This is a genomic window from Enterobacter sp. CRENT-193 (assembly GCF_002787395.1).
Classification (GTDB): Bacteria; Pseudomonadota; Gammaproteobacteria; order Enterobacterales; family Enterobacteriaceae; genus Enterobacter; species Enterobacter hormaechei_C.
Genome location: NZ_CP024812.1, coordinates 1374135 through 1394197 on the forward strand (window position 1 = coordinate 1374135; position 20063 = coordinate 1394197).

The following is a 20063-nucleotide window of genomic DNA, read 5'->3' on the forward strand; positions in this document are numbered from 1 at the left end:
TTGAATTTATAAGAGAGCAAACGATGGATAAATTTCGTGTACAGGGACCTACGCGTCTCCAGGGCGAAGTCACAATTTCTGGCGCTAAAAACGCCGCGCTGCCCATTCTTTTCGCTGCGCTGCTCGCAGAAGAGCCGGTAGAGATCCAGAACGTACCGAAGCTGAAAGATATCGACACGACCATGAAGTTGCTCGGCCAGTTGGGCACCAAAGTGGAGCGTAACGGTTCCGTCTGGATCGATGCCAGCAACGTGAACAACTTCTCAGCGCCGTATGAGCTGGTGAAAACCATGCGTGCGTCCATCTGGGCGCTTGGTCCGCTGGTGGCGCGCTTCGGTCAGGGACAGGTTTCACTGCCGGGCGGATGCGCTATCGGCGCGCGTCCCGTTGACCTGCATATCTTCGGGCTGGAAAAACTCGGCGCGGAGATCAAGCTGGAAGAGGGTTACGTTAAAGCATCCGTCAATGGTCGTCTGAAAGGCGCGCACATTGTCATGGACAAAGTGAGCGTGGGCGCAACGGTCACCATCATGTCGGCTGCTACGCTGGCAGAAGGCACTACCATCATCGAAAACGCCGCCCGTGAGCCGGAGATCGTGGATACCGCGAACTTCCTGGTCGCGCTGGGAGCGAAGATCAGCGGGCAGGGCACAGACCGTATCACCATCGAAGGCGTTGAACGTCTGGGTGGCGGTGTGTATCGCGTACTGCCAGACCGTATCGAAACCGGCACTTTCCTGGTGGCCGCGGCCATTTCTGGCGGTAAGATTGTCTGCCGTAACGCCCAGCCGGATACCCTGGATGCGGTGCTGGCGAAGCTGCGCGATGCGGGTGCGGACATTGAAATCGGTGAAGACTGGATCAGCCTGGATATGCACGGGCAGCGTCCTAAAGCCGTTAACGTGCGTACTGCGCCACATCCGGCATTCCCGACGGATATGCAGGCACAGTTCACGCTGTTGAACCTGGTGGCCGAAGGCACGGGCTTCATCACGGAAACCATCTTCGAAAACCGTTTCATGCACGTACCGGAACTGATCCGTATGGGTGCGCATGCTGAGATTGAAAGCAACACGGTAATTTGCCACGGCGTTGAAAAACTGTCCGGTGCGCAGGTGATGGCGACCGATCTGCGCGCATCTGCGAGCCTCGTACTGGCAGGTTGTATTGCGGAAGGGACTACCGTTGTCGATCGTATCTACCACATCGATCGTGGTTACGAGCGTATTGAGGATAAACTGCGCGCGCTGGGTGCAAATATCGAGCGTGTGAAGGGCGAGTAATCATTCCGGCACCCCCCTGCCAGAACAGGCCGGGGGATTGCTGTTCTTGTCAATTCTGGTGCATCAGTCCTGATGCGCTTTCTTCGTTTTGCTCTGGCGCATCATGCGCGTTCTGTCGATAAATTCATGGGTGATGGGATCGTGGTAGCGTGACGGCCATATCACCCACGGATGCGTATCCAGCGCCGTCGCGATAATCAGTTCCCCCTTCGGCCATGGGCGGGTCAGGGCGTTTGCCAGCGTCGACGAGCTCAGCCCATGACGACGTGATTCGGCAGCCAGCGAAGTTCCTTTTTTACGCAGTGCCGCAATAATGTCAGCAGAATGCCAGTCGATGAATTTTGTATCCATAATGCTGTCCTTGTGTTCGTTATCGTCCACGTCGTTTCGTGTGAAAAGACAGCATTACTATACTCACTTCGAACATCTGTTCTAAAAAGTTCATGTTACGAGAAGCAATATTCAGAATAAGGCACGGCTTTATACATACGGCCTGTAACCCGATGGGCTTACGCGTAAATGTAATTTACTGGAGCGTACTGGAGTCTCCCTGCGTAGGGGCAGGGAGATGATGAGGGATTAACGGTCGCGCTGGACGGCGATGTGCGCGAGGCCGATTAGCGCATCACGCCATGGGCTGTCGGGAATGACCTGAATAGCGGCGATGGCTTTGTCCGCTTCTTCTTCAGCGCGCTGACGCGTCCATTCCAGGGAGCCGCAGATTGCCATTGTTTCCAGTACCGGTTCCAGAAGATGGCGTCCATTTCCCTGCTCGATAGCCTCCCGGATCATTTTCGCCTGCTCTGGTGTACCATTGCGCATCGCGTGGAGCAGCGGCAGCGTTGGCTTGCCTTCGTTCAGGTCATCGCCGACGTTTTTACCGAGCGTTTCGCCATCCGCGCTGTAGTCCAGCAAATCATCAATCAACTGGAACGCGGTGCCGAGGTAACGGCCATAGTCCTGAAGGCCTTTTTCCTCCGCTTCGCTACAGCCAGCCAGAATGCCAGAGCACTGCGCGGCGGCTTCGAACAGACGTGCGGTCTTGCTGTAAATCACCCGCATATAGTTTTCTTCGGTGATGTCCGGGTCGTTGACGTTCATCAGCTGTAGGACTTCACCTTCAGCGATAACGTTCACGGCTTCTGACATCACTTCCAGCACCTTCAGCGAGCCAAGGCTGGTCATCATCTGGAAGGCTCGGGTATAGATAAAATCGCCTACCAGAACGCTTGCCGCATTACCAAACGCGGCGTTGGCGGTGGCTTTGCCACGACGCATGTCTGATTCATCCACAACATCGTCGTGAAGCAGGGTGGCGGTGTGGATAAATTCGATCAGCGCCGCGATCGTGACATGGGCATTTCCCTGATAGCCAACCGCGCGTGCGGCCAGAATGGCAATCATCGGACGAATACGTTTACCACCGCCGCTGACGATGTAATAGCCCAACTGATTGATCAGCTGAACGTCAGAGTTGAGTTGCTCCAGGATTGCTGCATTCACACCCGCCATATCTTGCGCGGTTAACTCATTGATTTTTTCTAAATTCATCGCAAAAGCCGGGCTTTTTATCCTGTTTATCCCACACGAGATGGGTACACAAAGGGTTTCGGTTTATAAATAGTATTGCTGATTGTACTGAAAAAACGGCTCAGATAAACGTTACCGTACGTGTTGTGTTTTTTTTCTTCATGTATTGATGGTAGCACTTGTCAAAGGCTCGCATTTTGCGTAATATTCGCGCCCTATTGTGAATATTTATAGCGCACTCTGAATCATACGAGGATGTGCGCGGAAGCGGAGTTTATATGTACGCGGTTTTCCAAAGTGGTGGTAAACAACACCGAGTAAGCGAAGGTCAGACCGTTCGCCTGGAAAAGCTGGACATCGCAACTGGCGAATCTGTTGAGTTCGCTGAAGTTCTGATGATCGCAAACGGTGAAGAAGTCAAAATCGGCGTTCCTTTCGTTGATGGCGGCGTTATCAAAGCTGAAGTTGTTGCTCACGGTCGTGGCGAGAAAGTTAAAATCGTTAAGTTTCGTCGTCGTAAACACTATCGTAAGCAGCAGGGCCACCGTCAGTGGTTCACTGATGTGAAAATTACTGGCATCAGCGCCTAAGACCTGAGGAGAGATTTAAATGGCACATAAAAAGGCTGGCGGCTCCACACGTAACGGTCGCGATTCAGAAGCTAAACGCCTGGGCGTTAAGCGTTTCGGTGGCGAATCCGTTCTGGCGGGTAGCATCATCGTTCGTCAGCGTGGCACCAAGTTCCACGCGGGTACCAACGTAGGTTGCGGTCGTGACCACACTCTGTTTGCTAAAGCAGACGGTAAAGTGAAATTTGAAGTTAAAGGCCCGAACAACCGTAAATACATCAGCATCGTTGCTGAGTAAGGTTTTCTCGGTCCGGTAACGGATTAAAGCCCCGCAACGTGTTGCGGGGCTTTTTACATTGGAAACCCGGAAAATTTTCTGTAGGGAAAACGGGCATGAAGCAGCAGGCCGGCATTGGTATTCTTTTGGCGCTCACTACCGCAATGTGCTGGGGTGCGCTGCCAATTGCAATGAAGCAGGTACTGGAAGTCATGGAGCCACCGACGGTGGTGTTTTATCGCTTCCTGATGGCAAGCATAGGCCTGGGCGCCATTCTGGCCGTCAAAGGTAAGCTGCCACCGCTGCGCATCTTTCGAAAACCGCGTTGGCTGGTGTTACTGGCTATCGCGACGGGCGGTCTGTTCGGTAACTTCATTCTGTTCAGCTCTTCCCTGCAATATCTTAGCCCTACAGCGTCGCAGGTGATTGGTCAGCTTTCACCGGTCGGCATGATGGTCGCCAGCGTATTCATCCTCAAGGAGAAGATGCGCGGCACGCAGATCATCGGGGCAAGTATGCTGCTTTGCGGGCTGGTGATGTTCTTTAACACCAGCCTGATTGAGATTTTTACCCGCCTGACGGATTACACCTGGGGTGTCATTTTTGGGGTGGGCGCAGCAACGGTCTGGGTGAGTTATGGCGTCGCGCAAAAGGTGTTATTGCGCCGTCTTGCCTCACAGCAGATCCTCTTTTTGCTGTACACTTTGTGTACACTGGCATTATTGCCTTTAGCGAAGCCGGGTGTAATTACCCAGCTCAGCGACTGGCAACTGGCGTGCCTCATTTTTTGTGGGCTGAATACGCTGGTCGGTTATGGCGCGCTGGCTGAAGCCATGGCGCGCTGGCAGGCAGCACAGGTGAGCGCCTTAATCACGCTTACCCCGCTGTTTACGCTGTTATTTTCAGATTTGTTATCAATGGCCTGGCCCGATGTCTTCGTCAAGCCGATGCTCAACCTGTTGGGTTATCTCGGTGCGTTTGTCGTGGTTGCGGGCGCGATGTATTCCGCCATTGGTCATCGTCTCTGGGGGCGTTGGCGCAAAAATGAAGCGGTTGTAATAGTCCCCCGCTCAGGCGAATGAGTTACGGAGAGTAAAATGAAGTTTGTTGATGAAGCGACGATCCTGGTCGTGGCAGGTGATGGCGGTAACGGTTGTGTAAGCTTCCGCCGTGAAAAATATATTCCTCGTGGCGGTCCTGACGGCGGTGACGGTGGGGACGGTGGCGACGTGTGGCTGGAGGCGGATGAAAACCTCAACACGCTGATCGACTACCGTTTCGAAAAATCTTTCCGCGCCGAGCGTGGCCAGAACGGCCAGAGCCGCGACTGTACCGGTAAACGCGGTAAAGACGTGACGATCAAAGTGCCGGTGGGTACGCGTGTCATCGATCAGGGTACGGGCGAAACCATGGGTGATATGACCAAACACGGTCAGCGCCTGATGGTGGCGAAAGGCGGCTGGCACGGTCTGGGTAACAGCCGTTTCAAATCTTCCGTTAACCGTACCCCGCGTCAGAAAACCATGGGTACCCCGGGTGATAAGCGCGACCTGCAACTGGAACTGATGCTGCTGGCGGATGTGGGGATGCTGGGCATGCCAAACGCCGGTAAATCGACGTTTATCCGTGCGGTCTCTGCGGCGAAACCAAAAGTGGCAGATTATCCGTTTACGACGCTGGTACCGAGCCTGGGCGTTGTCCGTATGGATAACGAGAAGAGCTTCGTGGTCGCTGACATTCCGGGTCTGATTGAAGGGGCTGCAGAAGGCGCCGGTCTGGGTATTCGCTTCCTGAAGCACCTTGAGCGTTGCCGCGTACTGTTGCACCTCATCGACATCGATCCAATCGACGGTTCCGATCCGGTTGAAAACGCTCGTATCATTATCGGCGAGCTGGAGAAATACAGTGAAAAACTGGCGCAAAAACCGCGCTGGCTGGTATTCAACAAGATCGACCTGATGGACAAAGCGGAAGCTGAAGCGAAAGCTAAAGCGATTGCCGAAGCGATGGGTTGGGAAGATAAGTACTATCTGATCTCTGCCGCCAGCCAGGTTGGCGTGAAAGATCTCTGCTGGGATGTGATGACCTTTATCATCGAGAATCCGGTTGTTCAGGCAGAAGAGGCGAAACAGCCTGAAAAAGTCGAATTCATGTGGGATGACTACCACCGCCAGCAGCTCGAAGAGCTGGAAGCGGAAGAAGATGATGAAGACTGGGACGATGACTGGGATGAAGACGACGAAGAAGGCGTCGAGTTCATCTACAAGCACTAACCCCTGTATAAAGCCCCTTAACGGGGCTTTTTTTTATCCTATTTTCGTCGGTAACCAACAGCTGGCGATGAGGCCGCCCTCAGCGCCGTTCTCCAGCGTTAAATGACCATGATGGAGCTGTACGATACGCTGTACGATGCTCAGCCCAAGGCCGCTGCCGCCGTAGCGCTGGTCGAGACGTCGGAAAGGTTCGGTGTTCGACTGGCGGTGCGCCTCATCAATACCCGGCCCCTGATCGGTAACGCTCACCCGGGTACCCCCCTCCGTCGCTGTTAATGCCACTTCAATGGTTGTGCCTGCCGGGCTGTAACGGGCGGCATTCTCCAGAAGGTTCCTTAGCATCAGACGTAACAGGACGGCGTCCCCCTGTACCGTCAGCGTGCTGTGGGCCGGCCATAATACCGTATGCTCTTTGGCTTCATGCTCCAGGCTAAGCGGAGCAATGATCGACTCAGTCCAGTTCACGGTATCGTAATGGCCGCTGGCCATCGCCTGTCCGGCACGCGCCAGCATCAGCAGCTGTTCCACCGTGTGCATCAGCTGATCGATCCGGTTTATCAGTGGCGTGGCCTGCGGGGAACCGGACTGAGCCATCAGTTCCAGATGGAGCCTAATCCCCGCCAGCGGCGTACGTAACTCGTGTGCCGCATCGGCGGTAAACAGGCGTTCCTGTTGAATAGTGTGGTCCAGCCGGGCGAGGAGTTGGTTGAGGGACGTGGTTACTGCGCCTATCTCTTCCATATCAGAATACATCGGCAGGGGAGTCAGATTATCCGCCGAACGGTTCGCAAGGCTGGCGCGAAGTTTGTTGAGTGGTCGGGTGATCCATGTGACTGCCCAGAATGAGAAGAGCAGGGTAAAACCGACCATCACCAGTGAAGGGACCAGCAGGGAGGCAATGGCTTCGCGGATCTCTTTTTCGACATGGTTGTTGCGTGCTTTGGCGGACAGCGTTTCGTTCACCAGAAAACCGATTTGCTCGCGGCTCTCATGCCATAGCCAGACTACGCTAATGAGTTGAAAAAATAGCAGAATAACCGCCAGCAACACCATTAATCGCCGGCGCATACTGTTCATTTCTGACTCTCCAGACGGTAACCCACGCCGCGTACGGTTTTGATGCGATCTTTACCGAGCTTGCGGCGCAGATTATGAATGTGAACTTCAAGCGTGTTTGATCCTGGATCGTCCTGCCAGGAGTAGATGTCCTGTTGCAGCGTTTCGCGGTGCACGGTCTGCCCGCTGCGCATGATCAGGCGCGTCAGCAGAGCGAACTCTTTTGGCGTCACTTCCACAGGCTGAGACTGGCGCAGCACCTGCTGAGTTTGCAGATTGAGGGTGATATCTCCGTCCGTCAGCAGGTTGTCGCTGTGGCCCTGATAGCGGCGGATCAACGCCCGCACGCGAGCCTGTAGCTCGGCAAGGGCGAAGGGTTTTACCAGATAATCGTCAGCGCCAGAATCCAGCCCGTTAATTCTGTCTTCAATGGCATCGCGAGCAGTGAGAATCAATACGGGATTCTCCACCCCGCGACGACGCCACTGGCAGAGCAGCGTCGCGCCGTCTTTATCCGGCAGCCCCAAATCCAGGATCACCAGGCTGTATTCACCGCTCTGGATCAGGGCATCTGCTTCAGCGGCCGTGGCGGCACAATCCAGGGCGTAGCCTTCATTCCCCAGCGCCAGCGCTAACCCTTCCTGCAATAACAGATCGTCTTCAACTATCAGTAGTTTCATCGCTAGTTATTCTGGTAGATGTCCTTATAGAGCCTGCTTTCGAAACGCACCAGTGGAATACGGCGATTGCGCTGGTCAGCCGGTTCGACGGCATAGCCGGAAAGATACTGCACAAATGCCATGCGTTGTCCGCTGGCGGTCGTGATGAAACCGGCAAGGTTGTAAACGCCTTGCAGGGAACCCGTTTTGGCTGAAACTTTGCCATCCACGCCCGCAGCGTGAAGGCCCGCGCGGTACTGAAGAGAGCCGTCGTGTCCGGCAAGCGGCAGCATCGTAATAAAGTTTAGCTCAGCGTCATGCTGAGCAATGTACTGCAACACCTGCATCATGGTGGCCGGCGAGATCAGGTTATGACGCGATAAACCGGAACCATCAACGGCGATCGTATTGCCCAGATCGATACCCGCCTGCTGGCGCAGGATCTGACGTACGGCATCAGAACCGGCCCGCCAGGTGCCCGGCACACCAAAGCGCGCGTGCCCGATCATGCGGAATACCGTGTCGGCAATCATGTTATCCGACTTTTTCAGCATAATCTTAAGCAAATCATGCAGTGGCGCGGACTGTTTGCTGGCAATCACCGTGCCTGGCTCATTCACCTGCGTCTGGCGCAGCAGCGTTCCGGTGTAGGTTATGCCCGCCTGCTTCAGTTCATCTTTAAAAATGGCACCGGCATAACCTGCGCCATCCTGAATGGCAAAGGCCAGCGGGAGTGGATCGGCCCGCTGGGTCAGGCAGCCGGTGAGCGTATAGCGGTTGAGATCGCCCGGTACCACGTCCAGCTCGCAATACTGTGCCTCCGGGGAGCCTTTCGCCAGCGTCCGCACCTGGCTGAACATCGTGACCGGGTAGTAAGACGCCACGCGGATAAACGCTAAGTCATTTGGTTTTGGCGCGCTGTAAAGCGATACGGAGAAGCAGTTACGGTCAACGATGGCGGCGGCTGGCGGGGCGCTAAAACACTGCGTCATGTCGTTCCATGGCCAGCCAGGCGCTTTATCGTGGCTGGCGAAAATGGAGGTGTCGATCAGCACGTTGCCATCAATTTTTGTTACGCCGGATTTTTTCAGTACCGCCACCATGTTGCGGACATCCTGGCGCTTAAAGGTGGGATCGCCACCAAAACGGGCGATAAGATCGCCTTTCAGTTCGCCACCCTCAACGTTACCTCTGGTTTCAAGGGTGGTAGTAAAACGGAAGTCAGGCCCGAGCTGGAGCAGAGCGGCGAGGGCGGTGATCACCTTCTGGGTACTGGCAGGCAGCGCCATCTGTTGACTGTGATAGTCAATCTCGGGAGCCTGCGCGCCAACCTTCTGCACCATCAGGGCAAGGTTCGCGCCGGCGGGCAGTTGATTAATGTACTCATCAACATTCGCGGCCTGAACGGTGAACGTTATACTGGTAGTCAATCCGATGATAAAACTGGAAAATCGCATAATCTCGCGCTAACAACCCGAAAACAAACCGTCATACTACGGTGCATGGCACTGTAAAGTAAACGATGACCCATAGTGAACTTCGCGGTAAAATGCGTATCAAATTGAAAAATTGCTGCTGACCTGGGGCGTTGCTCCCGGGTCGGTTTTCTTTTTGCTTCTGGCCTGTTCAGGTGGGCTGGAGCAGGGAACACTGCTCCCAACAGGAATGTTTAAGAGGTATAACAAATGCAAGCTATTCCGATGACCTTACGTGGTGCCGAAAAACTGCGCGAAGAGCTGGATTTTCTGAAATCCGTGCGTCGCCCTGAAATCATCGCCGCTATCGCGGAAGCGCGTGAGCATGGCGACCTGAAAGAGAATGCTGAATACCACGCGGCGCGTGAGCAGCAGGGTTTCTGTGAAGGGCGTATTAAAGATATCGAAGCAAAATTGTCCAATGCACAGGTTATCGATATCACCAAAATGCCGAATAATGGCCGTGTGATTTTTGGTTCAACCGTTACCGTGCTGAACCTGGACAACGACGAAGAGCAGACCTATCGCATCGTGGGTGATGATGAAGCTGACTTCAAACAGAACCTGATTTCGGTGAACTCGCCAATTGCTCGTGGCCTGATTGGCAAAGAGCAGGACGATGTGGTCACCATCCGCACCCCTGGTGGTGAAGTGGAATACGAAATTATTAAGGTTGAATATCTGTAATTCGCTTCTCTACTAAGATGTTGATACATTGTAAAGAAAAGAAAAAGGCCGCATAGCGGCCTTTTATCAACTCACGGAGCATGGCATTTTGCTCGCCTGCTGAAAGAAATCCCTCGTTTCACACAGAAAATGTGTTCGATTCAGGATATCCTTAACGTGGCAGCGAGATTTTGCGCTCTTTAGATGGGCGATAGAGCACCAGCGTTTTACCGATGACCTGTACATTACAGGCGCCGGTTTCGCGCACGATGGCTTCCACGATCAGGTTTTTTGTGTCTCTGTCTTCAGAGGCGATTTTCACCTTGATCAGCTCGTGGTGTTCCAGCGCTTGTTCAATCTCGGCAAGCACCCCTTCGGTCAAACCATTGTTGCCAAGCATCACTACAGGCTTGAGCGGATGTGCCAGACCTTTAAGGTGCTGTTTTTGTTTAGTACTCAGATTCATCGTATATTTTTGCTTACGTTGGGATTGAAAACGGTTCATTCTACCGCCATCTCCCTAATATCGCCAAATAGCTGCGTAGAAATTTACGTCACAGGCAAGCAACGATGAACCAGGACGGAAATGTTAAATGACAGGTAAAAAGCGTTCTGCCAGCTCCAGCCGCTGGCTTCAGGAACACTTTAGCGATAAATATGTTCAACAGGCGCAGAAAAAGGGGTTGCGTTCCCGCGCCTGGTTTAAACTTGATGAAATACAGCAAAGTGACAAACTTTTTAAACCGGGAATGACGGTGGTCGACCTCGGTGCGGCACCTGGCGGATGGTCCCAGTATGCGGTTACGCAGATCGGCGGAACGGGCCGAATCATCGCATGCGATCTTTTACCAATGGATCCCATCGTCGGTGTCGACTTCCTTCAGGGCGACTTTCGTGATGAATTAGTGCTGAAAGCATTACTTGATCGTGTAGGTGACAGTAAGGTCCAGGTTGTCATGTCGGATATGGCGCCAAATATGTGTGGAACACCGGCGGTGGATATCCCCCGCGCCATGTATCTGGTGGAACTAGCGTTAGAAATGTGTCGTGATGTACTAGCGCCTGGTGGTAGTTTTGTTGTGAAGGTGTTTCAGGGCGAAGGTTTCGAGGAGTATCTTAAGGAAATTCGCTCCCTGTTTGCGAAGGTCAAAGTTCGTAAGCCGGACTCTTCCCGGGCCCGTTCCCGTGAAGTGTATATTGTAGCGACCGGGCGAAAATGATAACCGGTAGATTTCAGGCGAAAGTTTGAATGAAACTGGATATAGAGTATCCTGACGCTGTTTTTAACACAGTTGTAATATGAGGTTAATCCCTTGAGTGACATGGCGAAAAACCTAATACTCTGGCTGGTCATTGCCGTTGTGCTGATGTCAGTATTCCAGAGCTTTGGGCCCAGCGAGTCGAATGGCCGCAAGGTGGATTATTCTACCTTCCTGCAAGAGGTCAATCAGGACCAGGTTCGCGAAGCGCGTATCAACGGACGTGAGATCAACGTTACCAAGAAAGATAGTAACCGTTACACGACTTACATCCCGGTGAACGATCCTAAGCTGCTTGATAACCTTCTGACCAAAAACGTCAAAGTGGTAGGCGAGCCGCCGGAAGAACCAAGCCTGCTGGCTTCTATCTTCATTTCCTGGTTCCCGATGCTGCTTCTTATCGGCGTCTGGATCTTCTTTATGCGCCAGATGCAGGGCGGTGGTGGCAAAGGTGCCATGTCGTTCGGTAAGAGCAAGGCGCGTATGCTGACGGAAGACCAGATCAAGACCACGTTTGCTGACGTAGCAGGTTGTGACGAAGCAAAAGAAGAGGTGGGTGAACTGGTTGAATACCTACGCGAGCCGAGCCGTTTCCAGAAACTGGGCGGTAAGATCCCGAAAGGCGTCCTGATGGTCGGCCCTCCGGGTACGGGTAAAACCCTGCTGGCAAAAGCCATCGCGGGTGAAGCGAAGGTGCCGTTCTTTACTATTTCAGGTTCTGACTTCGTTGAAATGTTCGTGGGTGTCGGTGCATCTCGTGTGCGTGACATGTTCGAGCAGGCTAAGAAGGCAGCACCGTGCATCATCTTCATCGATGAAATCGATGCCGTAGGCCGCCAGCGTGGCGCAGGCCTGGGTGGTGGTCACGATGAACGTGAGCAGACGCTGAACCAGATGCTGGTTGAGATGGACGGCTTCGAAGGTAACGAAGGTATCATCGTTATCGCGGCAACTAACCGTCCGGACGTACTTGACCCTGCGCTGCTGCGTCCAGGCCGTTTCGACCGCCAGGTTGTGGTCGGTCTGCCGGATGTTCGCGGTCGTGAACAGATTCTGAAAGTGCATATGCGTCGCGTACCGCTGGCGCCAGATATCGACGCGGCAATCATCGCGCGTGGTACTCCAGGCTTCTCCGGTGCGGATCTGGCTAACCTGGTCAACGAAGCAGCCCTGTTTGCCGCTCGCGGTAACAAGCGCGTGGTGTCCATGGTGGAATTTGAGAAAGCGAAAGACAAAATCATGATGGGTGCGGAACGTCGCTCCATGGTGATGACGGAAGCGCAGAAAGAGTCCACGGCATATCACGAAGCGGGCCACGCGATTATCGGTCGTCTGGTGCCGGAACACGATCCGGTACACAAGGTGACGATCATTCCACGCGGTCGTGCGCTGGGTGTGACCTTCTTCCTGCCTGAAGGCGACGCGATCAGCGCCAGCCGTCAGAAGCTGGAAAGCCAGATTTCAACCCTGTACGGCGGTCGTCTGGCTGAAGAGATTATCTACGGTGCGGAACATGTTTCCACCGGTGCGTCGAACGATATTAAAGTGGCGACAAACCTGGCGCGTAACATGGTGACTCAGTGGGGCTTCTCCGACAAACTCGGTCCGCTGCTGTATGCAGAGGAAGAGGGCGAGGTGTTCCTGGGCCGCTCCGTGGCAAAAGCGAAACATATGTCCGATGAAACGGCACGTATCATCGACCAGGAAGTGAAAGCGCTGATTGAACGTAACTACGCTCGCGCCCGTCAGATCCTGAACGACAATATGGACATCCTGCATTCGATGAAAGATGCGCTCATGAAATATGAGACCATCGATGCACCACAGATTGACGACCTGATGGCGCGCCGCGAAGTGCGTCCGCCGGCAGGCTGGGAAGACCCAGGCGCGTCTAACAATTCTGACAACAATGGCACCCCGCGTGCGCCGCGTCCGGTCGATGAACCGCGTACGCCAAACCCGGGCAACACCATGTCAGAGCAGTTAGGCGACAAGTAAGTCACTGCTGTTGAAGCGTTTGTCTGTATCTCAAACCCTGGAGCTTGCTCCGGGGTTTTTCTTATCTGTTTAACCACATTAATCCCAGGGACTTCACCATGAAACTATTCGCCCAGGACTCGCATCTCGACCTTTCACATCCCCATGTGATGGGGATCCTGAATGTCACGCCTGATTCCTTCTCTGACGGCGGCACGCATAATTCGCTTATCGACGCGGTTAAACACGCGAATTTAATGATTAACGCGGGTGCCACCATCATTGACGTTGGAGGGGAGTCAACGCGGCCTGGCGCGGCGGAGGTTTCGGTGGAAGAAGAGCTGGCGCGCGTGGTGCCGGTGGTGGAGGCTATCGCACGGCGCTTTGAAGTGTGGATCTCTGTTGATACCTCCAAACCCGAAGTGATCCGTGAAGTGGCGAGAGTGGGCGCTCACATTATCAATGATATCCGCTCGCTGACCGAGCCGGGCGCGATTGAAGCCGCCGCAGAAACCGGGCTACCGGTGTGTCTGATGCATATGCAGGGCCAGCCTAAGACAATGCAGGAGGCGCCAAAATATGAAGACGTGTTTGCCGACGTCACCCGCTTCTTTATTGAGCATATCGAACGCTGTGAACGTGCGGGTATCGCAAAAGAGAAATTGCTGCTCGACCCGGGCTTCGGTTTCGGTAAAAATCTCTCACACAATTACGCGTTGCTTGCGCGCTTATCAGAGTTTCATCAGTTCGGCCTGCCACTGCTGGTGGGAATGTCGAGAAAATCGATGATTGGTCAGTTGTTGAATGTCGGGCCGAGCGAACGTCTGAGCGGCAGTCTGGCCTGCGCGGTGATTGCCGCGATGCAAGGTGCACACATCATTCGCGTCCATGACGTAAAAGAAACAGTAGAAGCCATGCGTGTGGTGGAAGCCACACTGGCAGCGAAGGAAAACAAACGCTATGAGTAATCGTAAATATTTTGGTACCGATGGCATCCGTGGGCGCGTAGGCGATGCGCCAATTACCCCTGACTTTGTCCTGAAGCTGGGCTGGGCAGCGGGGAAAGTGCTGGCGCGTCATGGCTCCCGTAAGATCATTATTGGTAAAGATACCCGTATTTCGGGTTATATGCTGGAATCCGCGCTGGAAGCCGGGCTGGCGGCGGCGGGGCTTTCAGCTTCCTTTACGGGGCCAATGCCGACTCCTGCTGTTGCCTATCTGACCCGCACCTTCCGTGCGGAAGCGGGCATCGTCATTTCCGCTTCCCATAACCCGTTCTATGACAACGGTATCAAATTCTTCTCCATCGACGGCACCAAACTGCCGGATGACGTGGAAGAGGCGATTGAAGCGGAAATGGAAAAAGAGATCACCTGTGTTGACTCCGCTGAGCTGGGTAAAGCCAACCGTATTGTCGATGCCGCAGGCCGCTACATTGAATTCTGCAAAGGCACTTTCCCGAATGAACTGAGCCTGGCACACCTCAAAATTGTGGTGGACTGTGCAAACGGTGCGACTTACCACATTGCGCCGAATGTGTTCCGCGAGCTGGGTGCGAAAGTGATCACTATCGGCTGCGAGCCGGACGGTCTGAACATCAACGAAGAAGTTGGCGCGACAGACGTGCGTGCCTTGCAAGCGCGTGTCCTGGCTGAAAAGGCCGATCTGGGTATTGCCCTGGATGGCGATGGTGACCGTGTGATCATGGTTGATCACGAAGGTAACAAGGTCGATGGCGATCAGATCCTCTACATCATTGCGCGTGAAGGCCTGCGTCAGGGGCAACTGCGCGGTGGCGCGGTGGGCACTTTGATGAGCAATATGGGTCTGGAGCTGGCGCTGAAACAGCTGGGCATCCCGTTTGTTCGTGCGAAGGTGGGTGACCGCTACGTGCTGGAAAAACTCCAGGAGAAAGGCTGGCGTATTGGCGCGGAAAACTCCGGCCACGTGATCCTGCTCGATAAAACCACCACCGGTGACGGCATTGTGGCGGCGCTTCAGGTTGTTGCCGCGATGGCGCGTAACCATATGAGCCTGCACGATCTGTGCAGCGGCATGAAAATGTTCCCGCAGATCCTGGTCAACGTGCGTTTCACCGCGGGTAAAGGTGACCCGCTGGAAAATGATAACGTGAAAGCGGTGATGGCAGAGGTGGAAGCGACGCTTGGCAGCCGTGGGCGCGTCCTGCTGCGTAAGTCGGGTACCGAGCCGCTGATCCGCGTGATGGTGGAAGGCGAAGACGAAGCGCAGGTGACTGAATTTGCGCACCGCATTGCGGATGCAGTCAAAGCTGCATAATCTTTCAGAATAAGTGTTTAAAAAGGCGGCGTTTGCCGCCTTTGTTTTAAACAATTAATGGCTTTTTGCTGTTTTTTTCCGCAGTTGATACAATGCCTCGAAAATGCCCTTGCGAAGGTGATTCGCTTTGGTTAGTATTCACACCCGCTTCAGTGGGAAACAAAATCCTGCTAATTGGTCGAAGCATTGGTATGCGGCAAATCCGCAAGGAACAGGTTGATTATGTACGAAGCTCTTTTAGTTATTTTCCTTATTGTAGCCATCGCTCTCGTAGCGCTGATTATGCTACAGCAAGGTAAAGGCGCTGATATGGGAGCCTCCTTCGGAGCAGGCGCTTCCGGTACGCTGTTCGGTTCAAGTGGTTCTGCGAACTTCATGACCCGCACGACGGCGATTCTGGCTACGCTGTTCTTCATTATCAGTCTGGTGCTGGGCAATATCAACAGCAACAAGACCAGTAAAGGAAGCGAGTGGGAAAATCTGAGCGCGCCAGCAAAAACTGAGCAAACTCAGCCAGCTGCACCGGCTAAGCCAACCAGCGATATCCCGCAGTAAGTATTCCGTACCGAGGTGGTGGAATTGGTAGACACGCTACCTTGAGGTGGTAGTGCCCTAACGGGCTTGTGGGTTCGAGTCCCATCCTCGGTACCAATATTCCAGAAGAAAGACGTCGCAAGACGTCTTTTTTTTTCGTCTCTATATTCTGTGTTTCCGATCTATTGTAGGGCGGGTAAGCGCAGCGCCACCCGCCGTTTTGCCCGGTGGCGCTGCGCTTACCGGGCCTACGAAGACCACAAAAAAGGCGCCCATTGGGCGCCTTTTGCATGTCTTGCTGTCGATTACTTCTTATCGCTGTGTTCCAGGTTCTCAACCTGCGGCAGACCATTACCGGAATTCGCGGAGAGCAGGCCATTCTCAACATAGTTGAACAGCTTCTCACGGGTATCGGTGATGTCCAGGTTACGCATGGTCAGCTGGCCAATACGATCGTCCGGAGAGAATACTGACTCACCTTTCTCCATGGTCAGACGCTCTGCTTTATAGGTCAGGTTGTCAGACACGGTGTTCAGGATGGAGTAGTCGTTACCGCGACGCAGTTCCAGGGTCACTTCGCCGGTGATGGCGCTTGCCACCCAACGTTGCAGGGCGTCACGCAGCATCAGCGCCTGTGGATCAAACCAGCGACCCTGATACAGCAGTTTGCCCAGCTGACGGCCATGAGCGTGATACTGCTCAATGGTGTCTTCGTTGTGAATACCGGTCAGCAGACGCTCATAAGCGATGTGCAGCAGCGCCATCCCTGGAGCTTCGTAAATGCCGCGGCTTTTTGCTTCGATGATACGGTTTTCGATCTGATCGCTCATACCCAGCCCGTGACGACCGCCGATGCGGTTTGCTTCCAGCATCAGTTCAACATCGTCGGAGAACGTTTTACCGTTCAGGGCAACCGGATGACCACGTTCGAAACGCACGGCCACTTCTTCCGCCGGGATCTTAACGTTCTCATCCCAGAACTTCACGCCCATGATCGGGTTAACAATTTTTACGCTGGAATTCAGGAATTCCAGGTCTTTCGCTTCATGCGTCGCACCCAGCATGTTGGAGTCGGTTGAGTAGGCTTTCTCAACCGACATCTTGTAGTCAAAGCCGCAGGCAATCATAAACTCAGACATTTCATGACGGCCACCCAGCTCGTCGATGAAGTCGGTATCCAGCCACGGTTTGTAGATCTGCAACTCGGCGTTGGTCAGCAGGCCATAACGATAGAAACGTTCAATATCGTTGCCTTTATAGGTGCTACCGTCCCCCCAGATGTTCACGCCATCTTCTTTCATGGCGGCGACCAGCATAGTGCCGGTGACGGCACGACCCAGCGGGGTGGTATTGAAATAGGTCAGGCCGCCGGTAGTGTTATGGAAAGCACCGCACTGGATCGCGGCAATCCCTTCGGCGACCAGCTGCTTACGGCAGTCGATCAGACGTGCGTTCTCTGCGCCATATTCCATGGCACGACGAGGGATCGCGTCATAATCTTCCTCGTCCGGCTGACCCAGGTTCGCAGTATATGCATAAGGAACCGCTCCCTTCTGGCGCATCCACAGCAGTGCAGCGCTGGTATCCAGGCCGCCTGAAAAAGCGATGCCAATACGTTGTCCTACCGGGAGATGCTTGAGAATCGTCGTCATATAATAAAACCCTGCTTGATTGACTGATTAGAGACCGCTTTCGCTCTCGATGCATGTTTATGCAAAATAAGTGAGTATTCATTTAATCATCTTTTATCGACGACCGAAAGAGACGTGTGCGTTTTTTTGTAAAAATTTCCCTTTTATTGCCCTGGCCGAAGTTGGGTTGACAGGTGGGGTCAACTATCAATATACTGAATGCCGATTTTACGTCCCGTCTTCGGTACCAAATCCCAGCATTATTTGCAAATTCTGTCCAAAACGCGTAGAATTTGCCACGTTTCAGGCGCGGGGTGGAGCAGCCTGGTAGCTCGTCGGGCTCATAACCCGAAGGTCGTCGGTTCAAATCCGGCCCCCGCAACCACTTTCCCATAAAGTTCTTTTTCAAATATACTGTGAAGACTTAGAGCCTTCGTAGCTGGATTTGAAAAAATGCTTTCGGAGAGTGCTCCAGGCCACAGTTGTGGCTATAGGGTTCAGTTATCTAAAGCCCCGATTTATCGGGGTTTTTTGTTATCTGACTACAGAATAACTGGGCTTTACGCCCTTTTTTTATGTCTTGGGGGTGGGCTTGTCCACATTAGAGCAAAAATTAACAGAGATGATTACTGCGCCGGTCGAAGCACTGGGCTACGAACTGGTCGGCATCGAATTCGTTCGCGGCCGTACATCCACACTGCGCATCTATATTGATAGTGAAGATGGCATCAATGTTGATGATTGTGCTGATGTCAGCCACCAGGTGAGTGCGGTTCTTGATGTTGAAGATCCGATTACCGTTGCGTACAACCTGGAAGTTTCCTCACCTGGCCTCGATCGTCCGATGTTCACGGCCGAGCACTACGTGCGCTTTACCGGTGAAGAAGTGGCTCTCGTTCTGCGTATGGCCGTACAGAACCGCCGTAAATGGCAGGGAATTATCAAAGCCGTTGATGGTGAAATGATCACGGTGACAGTCGAAGGCAAAGATGAAGTGTTCGCGCTGAGTAATATCCAGAAGGCGAACCTGGTTCCCCACTTTTAACAGTCTGGATTGAGGTGAAAAGCCCGCGATGAACAAAGAAATTTTGGCTGTTGTTGAAGCCGTCTCCAACGAGAAATCACTGCCGCGTGAGAAGATTTTCGAAGCGCTGGAAAGTGCACTGGCTACAGCAACCAAGAAAAAATACGAACAAGAGATCGATGTTCGCGTAGAAATCGATCGTAAAAGCGGTGACTTCGATACATTCCGTCGTTGGGTAATCGTTGAAGAAGTGACCCAACCGACCAAAGAGATCACCCTGGAAGCGGCACGTTTTGAAGACGAAAGTCTGAACGTGGGTGACTACGTTGAAGATCAGATTGAATCTGTTACCTTCGACCGTATCACCACCCAGACCGCGAAGCAGGTTATCGTGCAGAAAGTTCGCGAAGCCGAGCGCGCGCTGGTTGTCGATCAGTTCCGCGATCAGGAAGGCGAAATCATCACTGGCGTGGTGAAGAAAGTGAACCGCGACAACATCTCTCTGGAGATCAAATCCGAAGGACTGCCGGGTAACGCTGAAGCCGTCATCCTGCGCGAAGACATGCTGCCGCGTGAAAACTTCCGCCCAGGCGACCGTATTCGTGGTGTGCTGTATGCCGTACGTCCTGAAGCGCGTGGTGCACAGCTGTTCGTGACGCGTTCTAAACCAGAAATGCTGGTTGAACTGTTCCGTATCGAAGTGCCGGAAATCGGCGAAGAAGTTATCGAAATCAAAGCGGCGGCCCGCGATCCGGGTTCCCGTGCGAAAATTGCGGTGAAAACCAACGACAAGCGTATCGACCCGGTCGGTGCTTGCGTCGGTATGCGTGGCGCACGTGTTCAGGCGGTTTCTACCGAACTGGGCGGCGAGCGCATTGATATCGTTCTGTGGGACGACAACCCGGCGCAGTTCGTGATCAACGCAATGGCACCGGCTGATGTGGCGTCTATCGTTGTTGACGAAGACAAACACACCATGGATATCGCTGTAGAAGCGGGCAATCTGGCGCAGGCGATTGGCCGTAACGGTCAGAACGTACGTCTGGCGTCACAGCTGAGCGGCTGGGAACTCAACGTGATGACCGTTGATGACCTTCAGGCCAAGCATCAGGCTGAAGCCCACGCGGCGATCGATACCTTCACCAAATACCTGGACATTGACGAAGACTTCGCCACTGTGCTGGTTGAAGAAGGTTTCTCTACGCTGGAAGAACTGGCCTACGTGCCAATGAAAGAGCTGCTGGAAATTGACGGTCTGGATGAACCAACCGTTGAAGCCCTGCGTGAACGCGCTAAAAACGCACTGACCACCCTGGCGCTGGCTCAGGAAGAAAGCCTTGGCGATAAGAAGCCGGCTGATGACCTGCTGAATCTGGAAGGTCTTGATCGTGCGATTGCGTTCAAGCTGGCTGCCCGTGGTGTTTGTACGCTGGAAGATCTCGCTGAGCAAGGCGTTGATGACCTGGCCGATATCGAAGGTTTAACCGACGAGAAAGCCGGCGAACTCATCATGGCCGCACGTAATATTTGCTGGTTCGGCGACGAAGCGTAA

At 53.7% G+C, this 20063-nt stretch carries 20 protein-coding genes and 2 tRNA genes; 15 read left to right on the forward strand and 7 right to left on the reverse strand.

Translation table 11 applies throughout. The features are described from left to right. Window positions 1–23 precede the first annotated feature (23 nt). Window positions 24–1283 (forward strand): UDP-N-acetylglucosamine 1-carboxyvinyltransferase, encoded by a 1260-nt coding sequence (gene murA, locus CU081_RS06795; RefSeq protein WP_006812128.1) that lies wholly within the window; start codon window positions 24–26, stop codon window positions 1281–1283. A 63-nt stretch (window positions 1284–1346) separates the two neighbouring features. Here the strand turns inward: murA and sfsB are convergent, their stop codons facing one another. Together sfsB and ispB are read right to left on the reverse strand one after the other, a co-directional pair. Next, on the reverse strand, window positions 1347–1634 hold the full coding sequence (gene sfsB, locus CU081_RS06800; protein ID WP_017382732.1) for a DNA-binding transcriptional regulator SfsB: 288 nt from the start codon (window positions 1632–1634) through the stop codon (window positions 1347–1349). A 228-nt stretch (window positions 1635–1862) separates the two neighbouring features. Beyond that, complete coding sequence (gene ispB / locus CU081_RS06805; RefSeq protein WP_003861833.1) at window positions 1863–2834, reverse strand: octaprenyl diphosphate synthase; 972 nt, start codon at window positions 2832–2834, stop codon at window positions 1863–1865. A gap of 257 nt (window positions 2835–3091) precedes the next feature. On the opposite strand from ispB, the gene rplU reads away from it, so the two are divergent. The 4 genes from rplU (at window position 3092) to cgtA (ending at window position 5932) form a co-directional block, all read left to right on the forward strand. Next, entirely contained in the window at window positions 3092–3403 is a 312-nt protein-coding gene (rplU, locus tag CU081_RS06810; protein ID WP_003025032.1) for a 50S ribosomal protein L21, read from the forward strand. Between the two features lie 19 nt (window positions 3404–3422). Further along, window positions 3423–3680 carry a 50S ribosomal protein L27 gene (gene rpmA / locus CU081_RS06815; protein WP_003861831.1) on the forward strand — a complete coding sequence of 86 codons (258 nt, stop codon included), beginning with the start codon at window positions 3423–3425 and terminating at the stop codon, window positions 3678–3680. Between the two features lie 95 nt (window positions 3681–3775). Then, window positions 3776–4741, forward strand: coding sequence for a DMT family transporter (locus tag CU081_RS06820; protein WP_003861826.1), 966 nt, complete (start codon window positions 3776–3778; stop codon window positions 4739–4741). 15 nt (window positions 4742–4756) lie between these two features. Next, window positions 4757–5932, forward strand: coding sequence for an Obg family GTPase CgtA (cgtA, locus tag CU081_RS06825; RefSeq protein WP_003861823.1), 1176 nt, complete (start codon window positions 4757–4759; stop codon window positions 5930–5932). 33 nt (window positions 5933–5965) lie between these two features. Here cgtA and pmrB read toward each other — a convergent pair whose 3' ends face one another. The 3 genes from pmrB to dacB are packed head-to-tail and all read right to left on the reverse strand — an operon-like array spanning window position 5966 to window position 9104. Continuing rightward, window positions 5966–7009 carry a two-component system sensor histidine kinase PmrB gene (gene pmrB, locus CU081_RS06830; protein ID WP_100185459.1) on the reverse strand — a complete coding sequence of 348 codons (1044 nt, stop codon included), beginning with the start codon at window positions 7007–7009 and terminating at the stop codon, window positions 5966–5968. Beyond that, window positions 7006–7668 carry a two-component system response regulator PmrA gene (gene pmrA / locus CU081_RS06835; protein WP_003861819.1) on the reverse strand — a complete coding sequence of 221 codons (663 nt, stop codon included), beginning with the start codon at window positions 7666–7668 and terminating at the stop codon, window positions 7006–7008. The genes pmrB and pmrA overlap by 4 nt, the downstream gene beginning before the upstream one ends. A 2-nt stretch (window positions 7669–7670) precedes the next feature. After that, a complete protein-coding gene (gene dacB / locus CU081_RS06840) occupies window positions 7671–9104 on the reverse strand; it encodes a serine-type D-Ala-D-Ala carboxypeptidase (RefSeq protein WP_003861817.1) in 1434 nt (477 codons plus the stop codon). A 228-nt stretch (window positions 9105–9332) separates the two neighbouring features. Here dacB and greA point away from each other — a divergent pair, with 228 nt between their 5' ends. Then, window positions 9333–9809, forward strand: a complete 477-nt coding sequence (greA, locus tag CU081_RS06845; RefSeq protein ID WP_003861815.1) for a transcription elongation factor GreA — start codon at window positions 9333–9335, stop codon at window positions 9807–9809. A gap of 151 nt (window positions 9810–9960) precedes the next feature. Here the strand turns inward: greA and yhbY are convergent, their stop codons facing one another. Beyond that, window positions 9961–10254 carry a ribosome assembly RNA-binding protein YhbY gene (yhbY, locus tag CU081_RS06850; protein WP_003861814.1) on the reverse strand — a complete coding sequence of 98 codons (294 nt, stop codon included), beginning with the start codon at window positions 10252–10254 and terminating at the stop codon, window positions 9961–9963. 127 nt (window positions 10255–10381) lie between these two features. Between yhbY and rlmE the strand changes: the two genes are divergently transcribed. The 6 genes from rlmE (at window position 10382) to CU081_RS06880 (ending at window position 15973) form a co-directional block, all read left to right on the forward strand. Continuing rightward, the gene (rlmE, locus tag CU081_RS06855) at window positions 10382–11008 is read left to right on the forward strand and encodes a 23S rRNA (uridine(2552)-2'-O)-methyltransferase RlmE (RefSeq protein WP_003861812.1); all 627 of its coding nucleotides are present in this window, start codon (window positions 10382–10384) and stop codon (window positions 11006–11008) included. Between the two features lie 102 nt (window positions 11009–11110). Further along, window positions 11111–13045: an ATP-dependent zinc metalloprotease FtsH gene (ftsH, locus tag CU081_RS06860; RefSeq protein WP_003861810.1), complete on the forward strand. Its 1935-nt coding sequence runs from the start codon at window positions 11111–11113 to the stop codon at window positions 13043–13045. A gap of 98 nt (window positions 13046–13143) precedes the next feature. Then, entirely contained in the window at window positions 13144–13992 is an 849-nt protein-coding gene (gene folP, locus CU081_RS06865) for a dihydropteroate synthase (protein WP_003861807.1), read from the forward strand. Further along, complete coding sequence (glmM, locus tag CU081_RS06870) at window positions 13985–15322, forward strand: phosphoglucosamine mutase (RefSeq protein WP_003861804.1); 1338 nt, start codon at window positions 13985–13987, stop codon at window positions 15320–15322. Before folP ends, glmM begins: the two co-directional genes overlap by 8 nt. 222 nt (window positions 15323–15544) lie before the next feature. Next, window positions 15545–15877, forward strand: coding sequence for a preprotein translocase subunit SecG (gene secG / locus CU081_RS06875; RefSeq protein WP_003861803.1), 333 nt, complete (start codon window positions 15545–15547; stop codon window positions 15875–15877). Between the two features lie 9 nt (window positions 15878–15886). After that, window positions 15887–15973: transfer RNA gene (locus CU081_RS06880), tRNA-Leu, on the forward strand. Window positions 15974–16161: 188 nt separating this feature from the next. On the opposite strand, the gene argG is transcribed toward CU081_RS06880, so the two are convergent. Beyond that, window positions 16162–17508 carry an argininosuccinate synthase gene (gene argG, locus CU081_RS06885; RefSeq protein ID WP_003861801.1) on the reverse strand — a complete coding sequence of 449 codons (1347 nt, stop codon included), beginning with the start codon at window positions 17506–17508 and terminating at the stop codon, window positions 16162–16164. A gap of 287 nt (window positions 17509–17795) precedes the next feature. On the opposite strand from argG, the gene CU081_RS06890 reads away from it, so the two are divergent. The 3 genes from CU081_RS06890 to nusA all read left to right on the forward strand — a co-directional run bounded on the left by CU081_RS06890 (window position 17796) and on the right by nusA (window position 20063). Then, window positions 17796–17872, forward strand: a tRNA-Met gene (locus CU081_RS06890). 207 nt (window positions 17873–18079) lie between these two features. Continuing rightward, window positions 18080–18532, forward strand: coding sequence for a ribosome maturation factor RimP (gene rimP, locus CU081_RS06895; protein ID WP_014833432.1), 453 nt, complete (start codon window positions 18080–18082; stop codon window positions 18530–18532). A gap of 28 nt (window positions 18533–18560) precedes the next feature. Beyond that, window positions 18561–20063, forward strand: a complete 1503-nt coding sequence (nusA, locus tag CU081_RS06900; RefSeq protein WP_003861798.1) for a transcription termination factor NusA — start codon at window positions 18561–18563, stop codon at window positions 20061–20063.

Coding starts and splice junctions, on each gene's coding strand:
- cgtA (WP_003861823.1), top strand. CDS start 4,757: ATGAAGTTTGTTGATGAAGCGACGATCCTGGTCGTGGCAGGTGATGGC.
- rlmE (WP_003861812.1), top strand. CDS start 10,382: ATGACAGGTAAAAAGCGTTCTGCCAGCTCCAGCCGCTGGCTTCAGGAA.
- murA (WP_006812128.1), top strand. CDS start 24: ATGGATAAATTTCGTGTACAGGGACCTACGCGTCTCCAGGGCGAAGTC.
- glmM (WP_003861804.1), top strand. CDS start 13,985: ATGAGTAATCGTAAATATTTTGGTACCGATGGCATCCGTGGGCGCGTA.
- folP (WP_003861807.1), top strand. CDS start 13,144: ATGAAACTATTCGCCCAGGACTCGCATCTCGACCTTTCACATCCCCAT.
- nusA (WP_003861798.1), top strand. CDS start 18,561: ATGAACAAAGAAATTTTGGCTGTTGTTGAAGCCGTCTCCAACGAGAAA.
- ftsH (WP_003861810.1), top strand. CDS start 11,111: ATGGCGAAAAACCTAATACTCTGGCTGGTCATTGCCGTTGTGCTGATG.
- CU081_RS06820 (WP_003861826.1), top strand. CDS start 3,776: ATGAAGCAGCAGGCCGGCATTGGTATTCTTTTGGCGCTCACTACCGCA.
- pmrA (WP_003861819.1), bottom strand. CDS start 7,668: ATGAAACTACTGATAGTTGAAGACGATCTGTTATTGCAGGAAGGGTTA.
- argG (WP_003861801.1), bottom strand. CDS start 17,508: ATGACGACGATTCTCAAGCATCTCCCGGTAGGACAACGTATTGGCATC.
- dacB (WP_003861817.1), bottom strand. CDS start 9,104: ATGCGATTTTCCAGTTTTATCATCGGATTGACTACCAGTATAACGTTC.
- rpmA (WP_003861831.1), top strand. CDS start 3,423: ATGGCACATAAAAAGGCTGGCGGCTCCACACGTAACGGTCGCGATTCA.
- rplU (WP_003025032.1), top strand. CDS start 3,092: ATGTACGCGGTTTTCCAAAGTGGTGGTAAACAACACCGAGTAAGCGAA.
- yhbY (WP_003861814.1), bottom strand. CDS start 10,254: ATGAATCTGAGTACTAAACAAAAACAGCACCTTAAAGGTCTGGCACAT.
- greA (WP_003861815.1), top strand. CDS start 9,333: ATGCAAGCTATTCCGATGACCTTACGTGGTGCCGAAAAACTGCGCGAA.
- pmrB (WP_100185459.1), bottom strand. CDS start 7,009: ATGAACAGTATGCGCCGGCGATTAATGGTGTTGCTGGCGGTTATTCTG.
- ispB (WP_003861833.1), bottom strand. CDS start 2,834: ATGAATTTAGAAAAAATCAATGAGTTAACCGCGCAAGATATGGCGGGT.
- sfsB (WP_017382732.1), bottom strand. CDS start 1,634: ATGGATACAAAATTCATCGACTGGCATTCTGCTGACATTATTGCGGCA.
- secG (WP_003861803.1), top strand. CDS start 15,545: ATGTACGAAGCTCTTTTAGTTATTTTCCTTATTGTAGCCATCGCTCTC.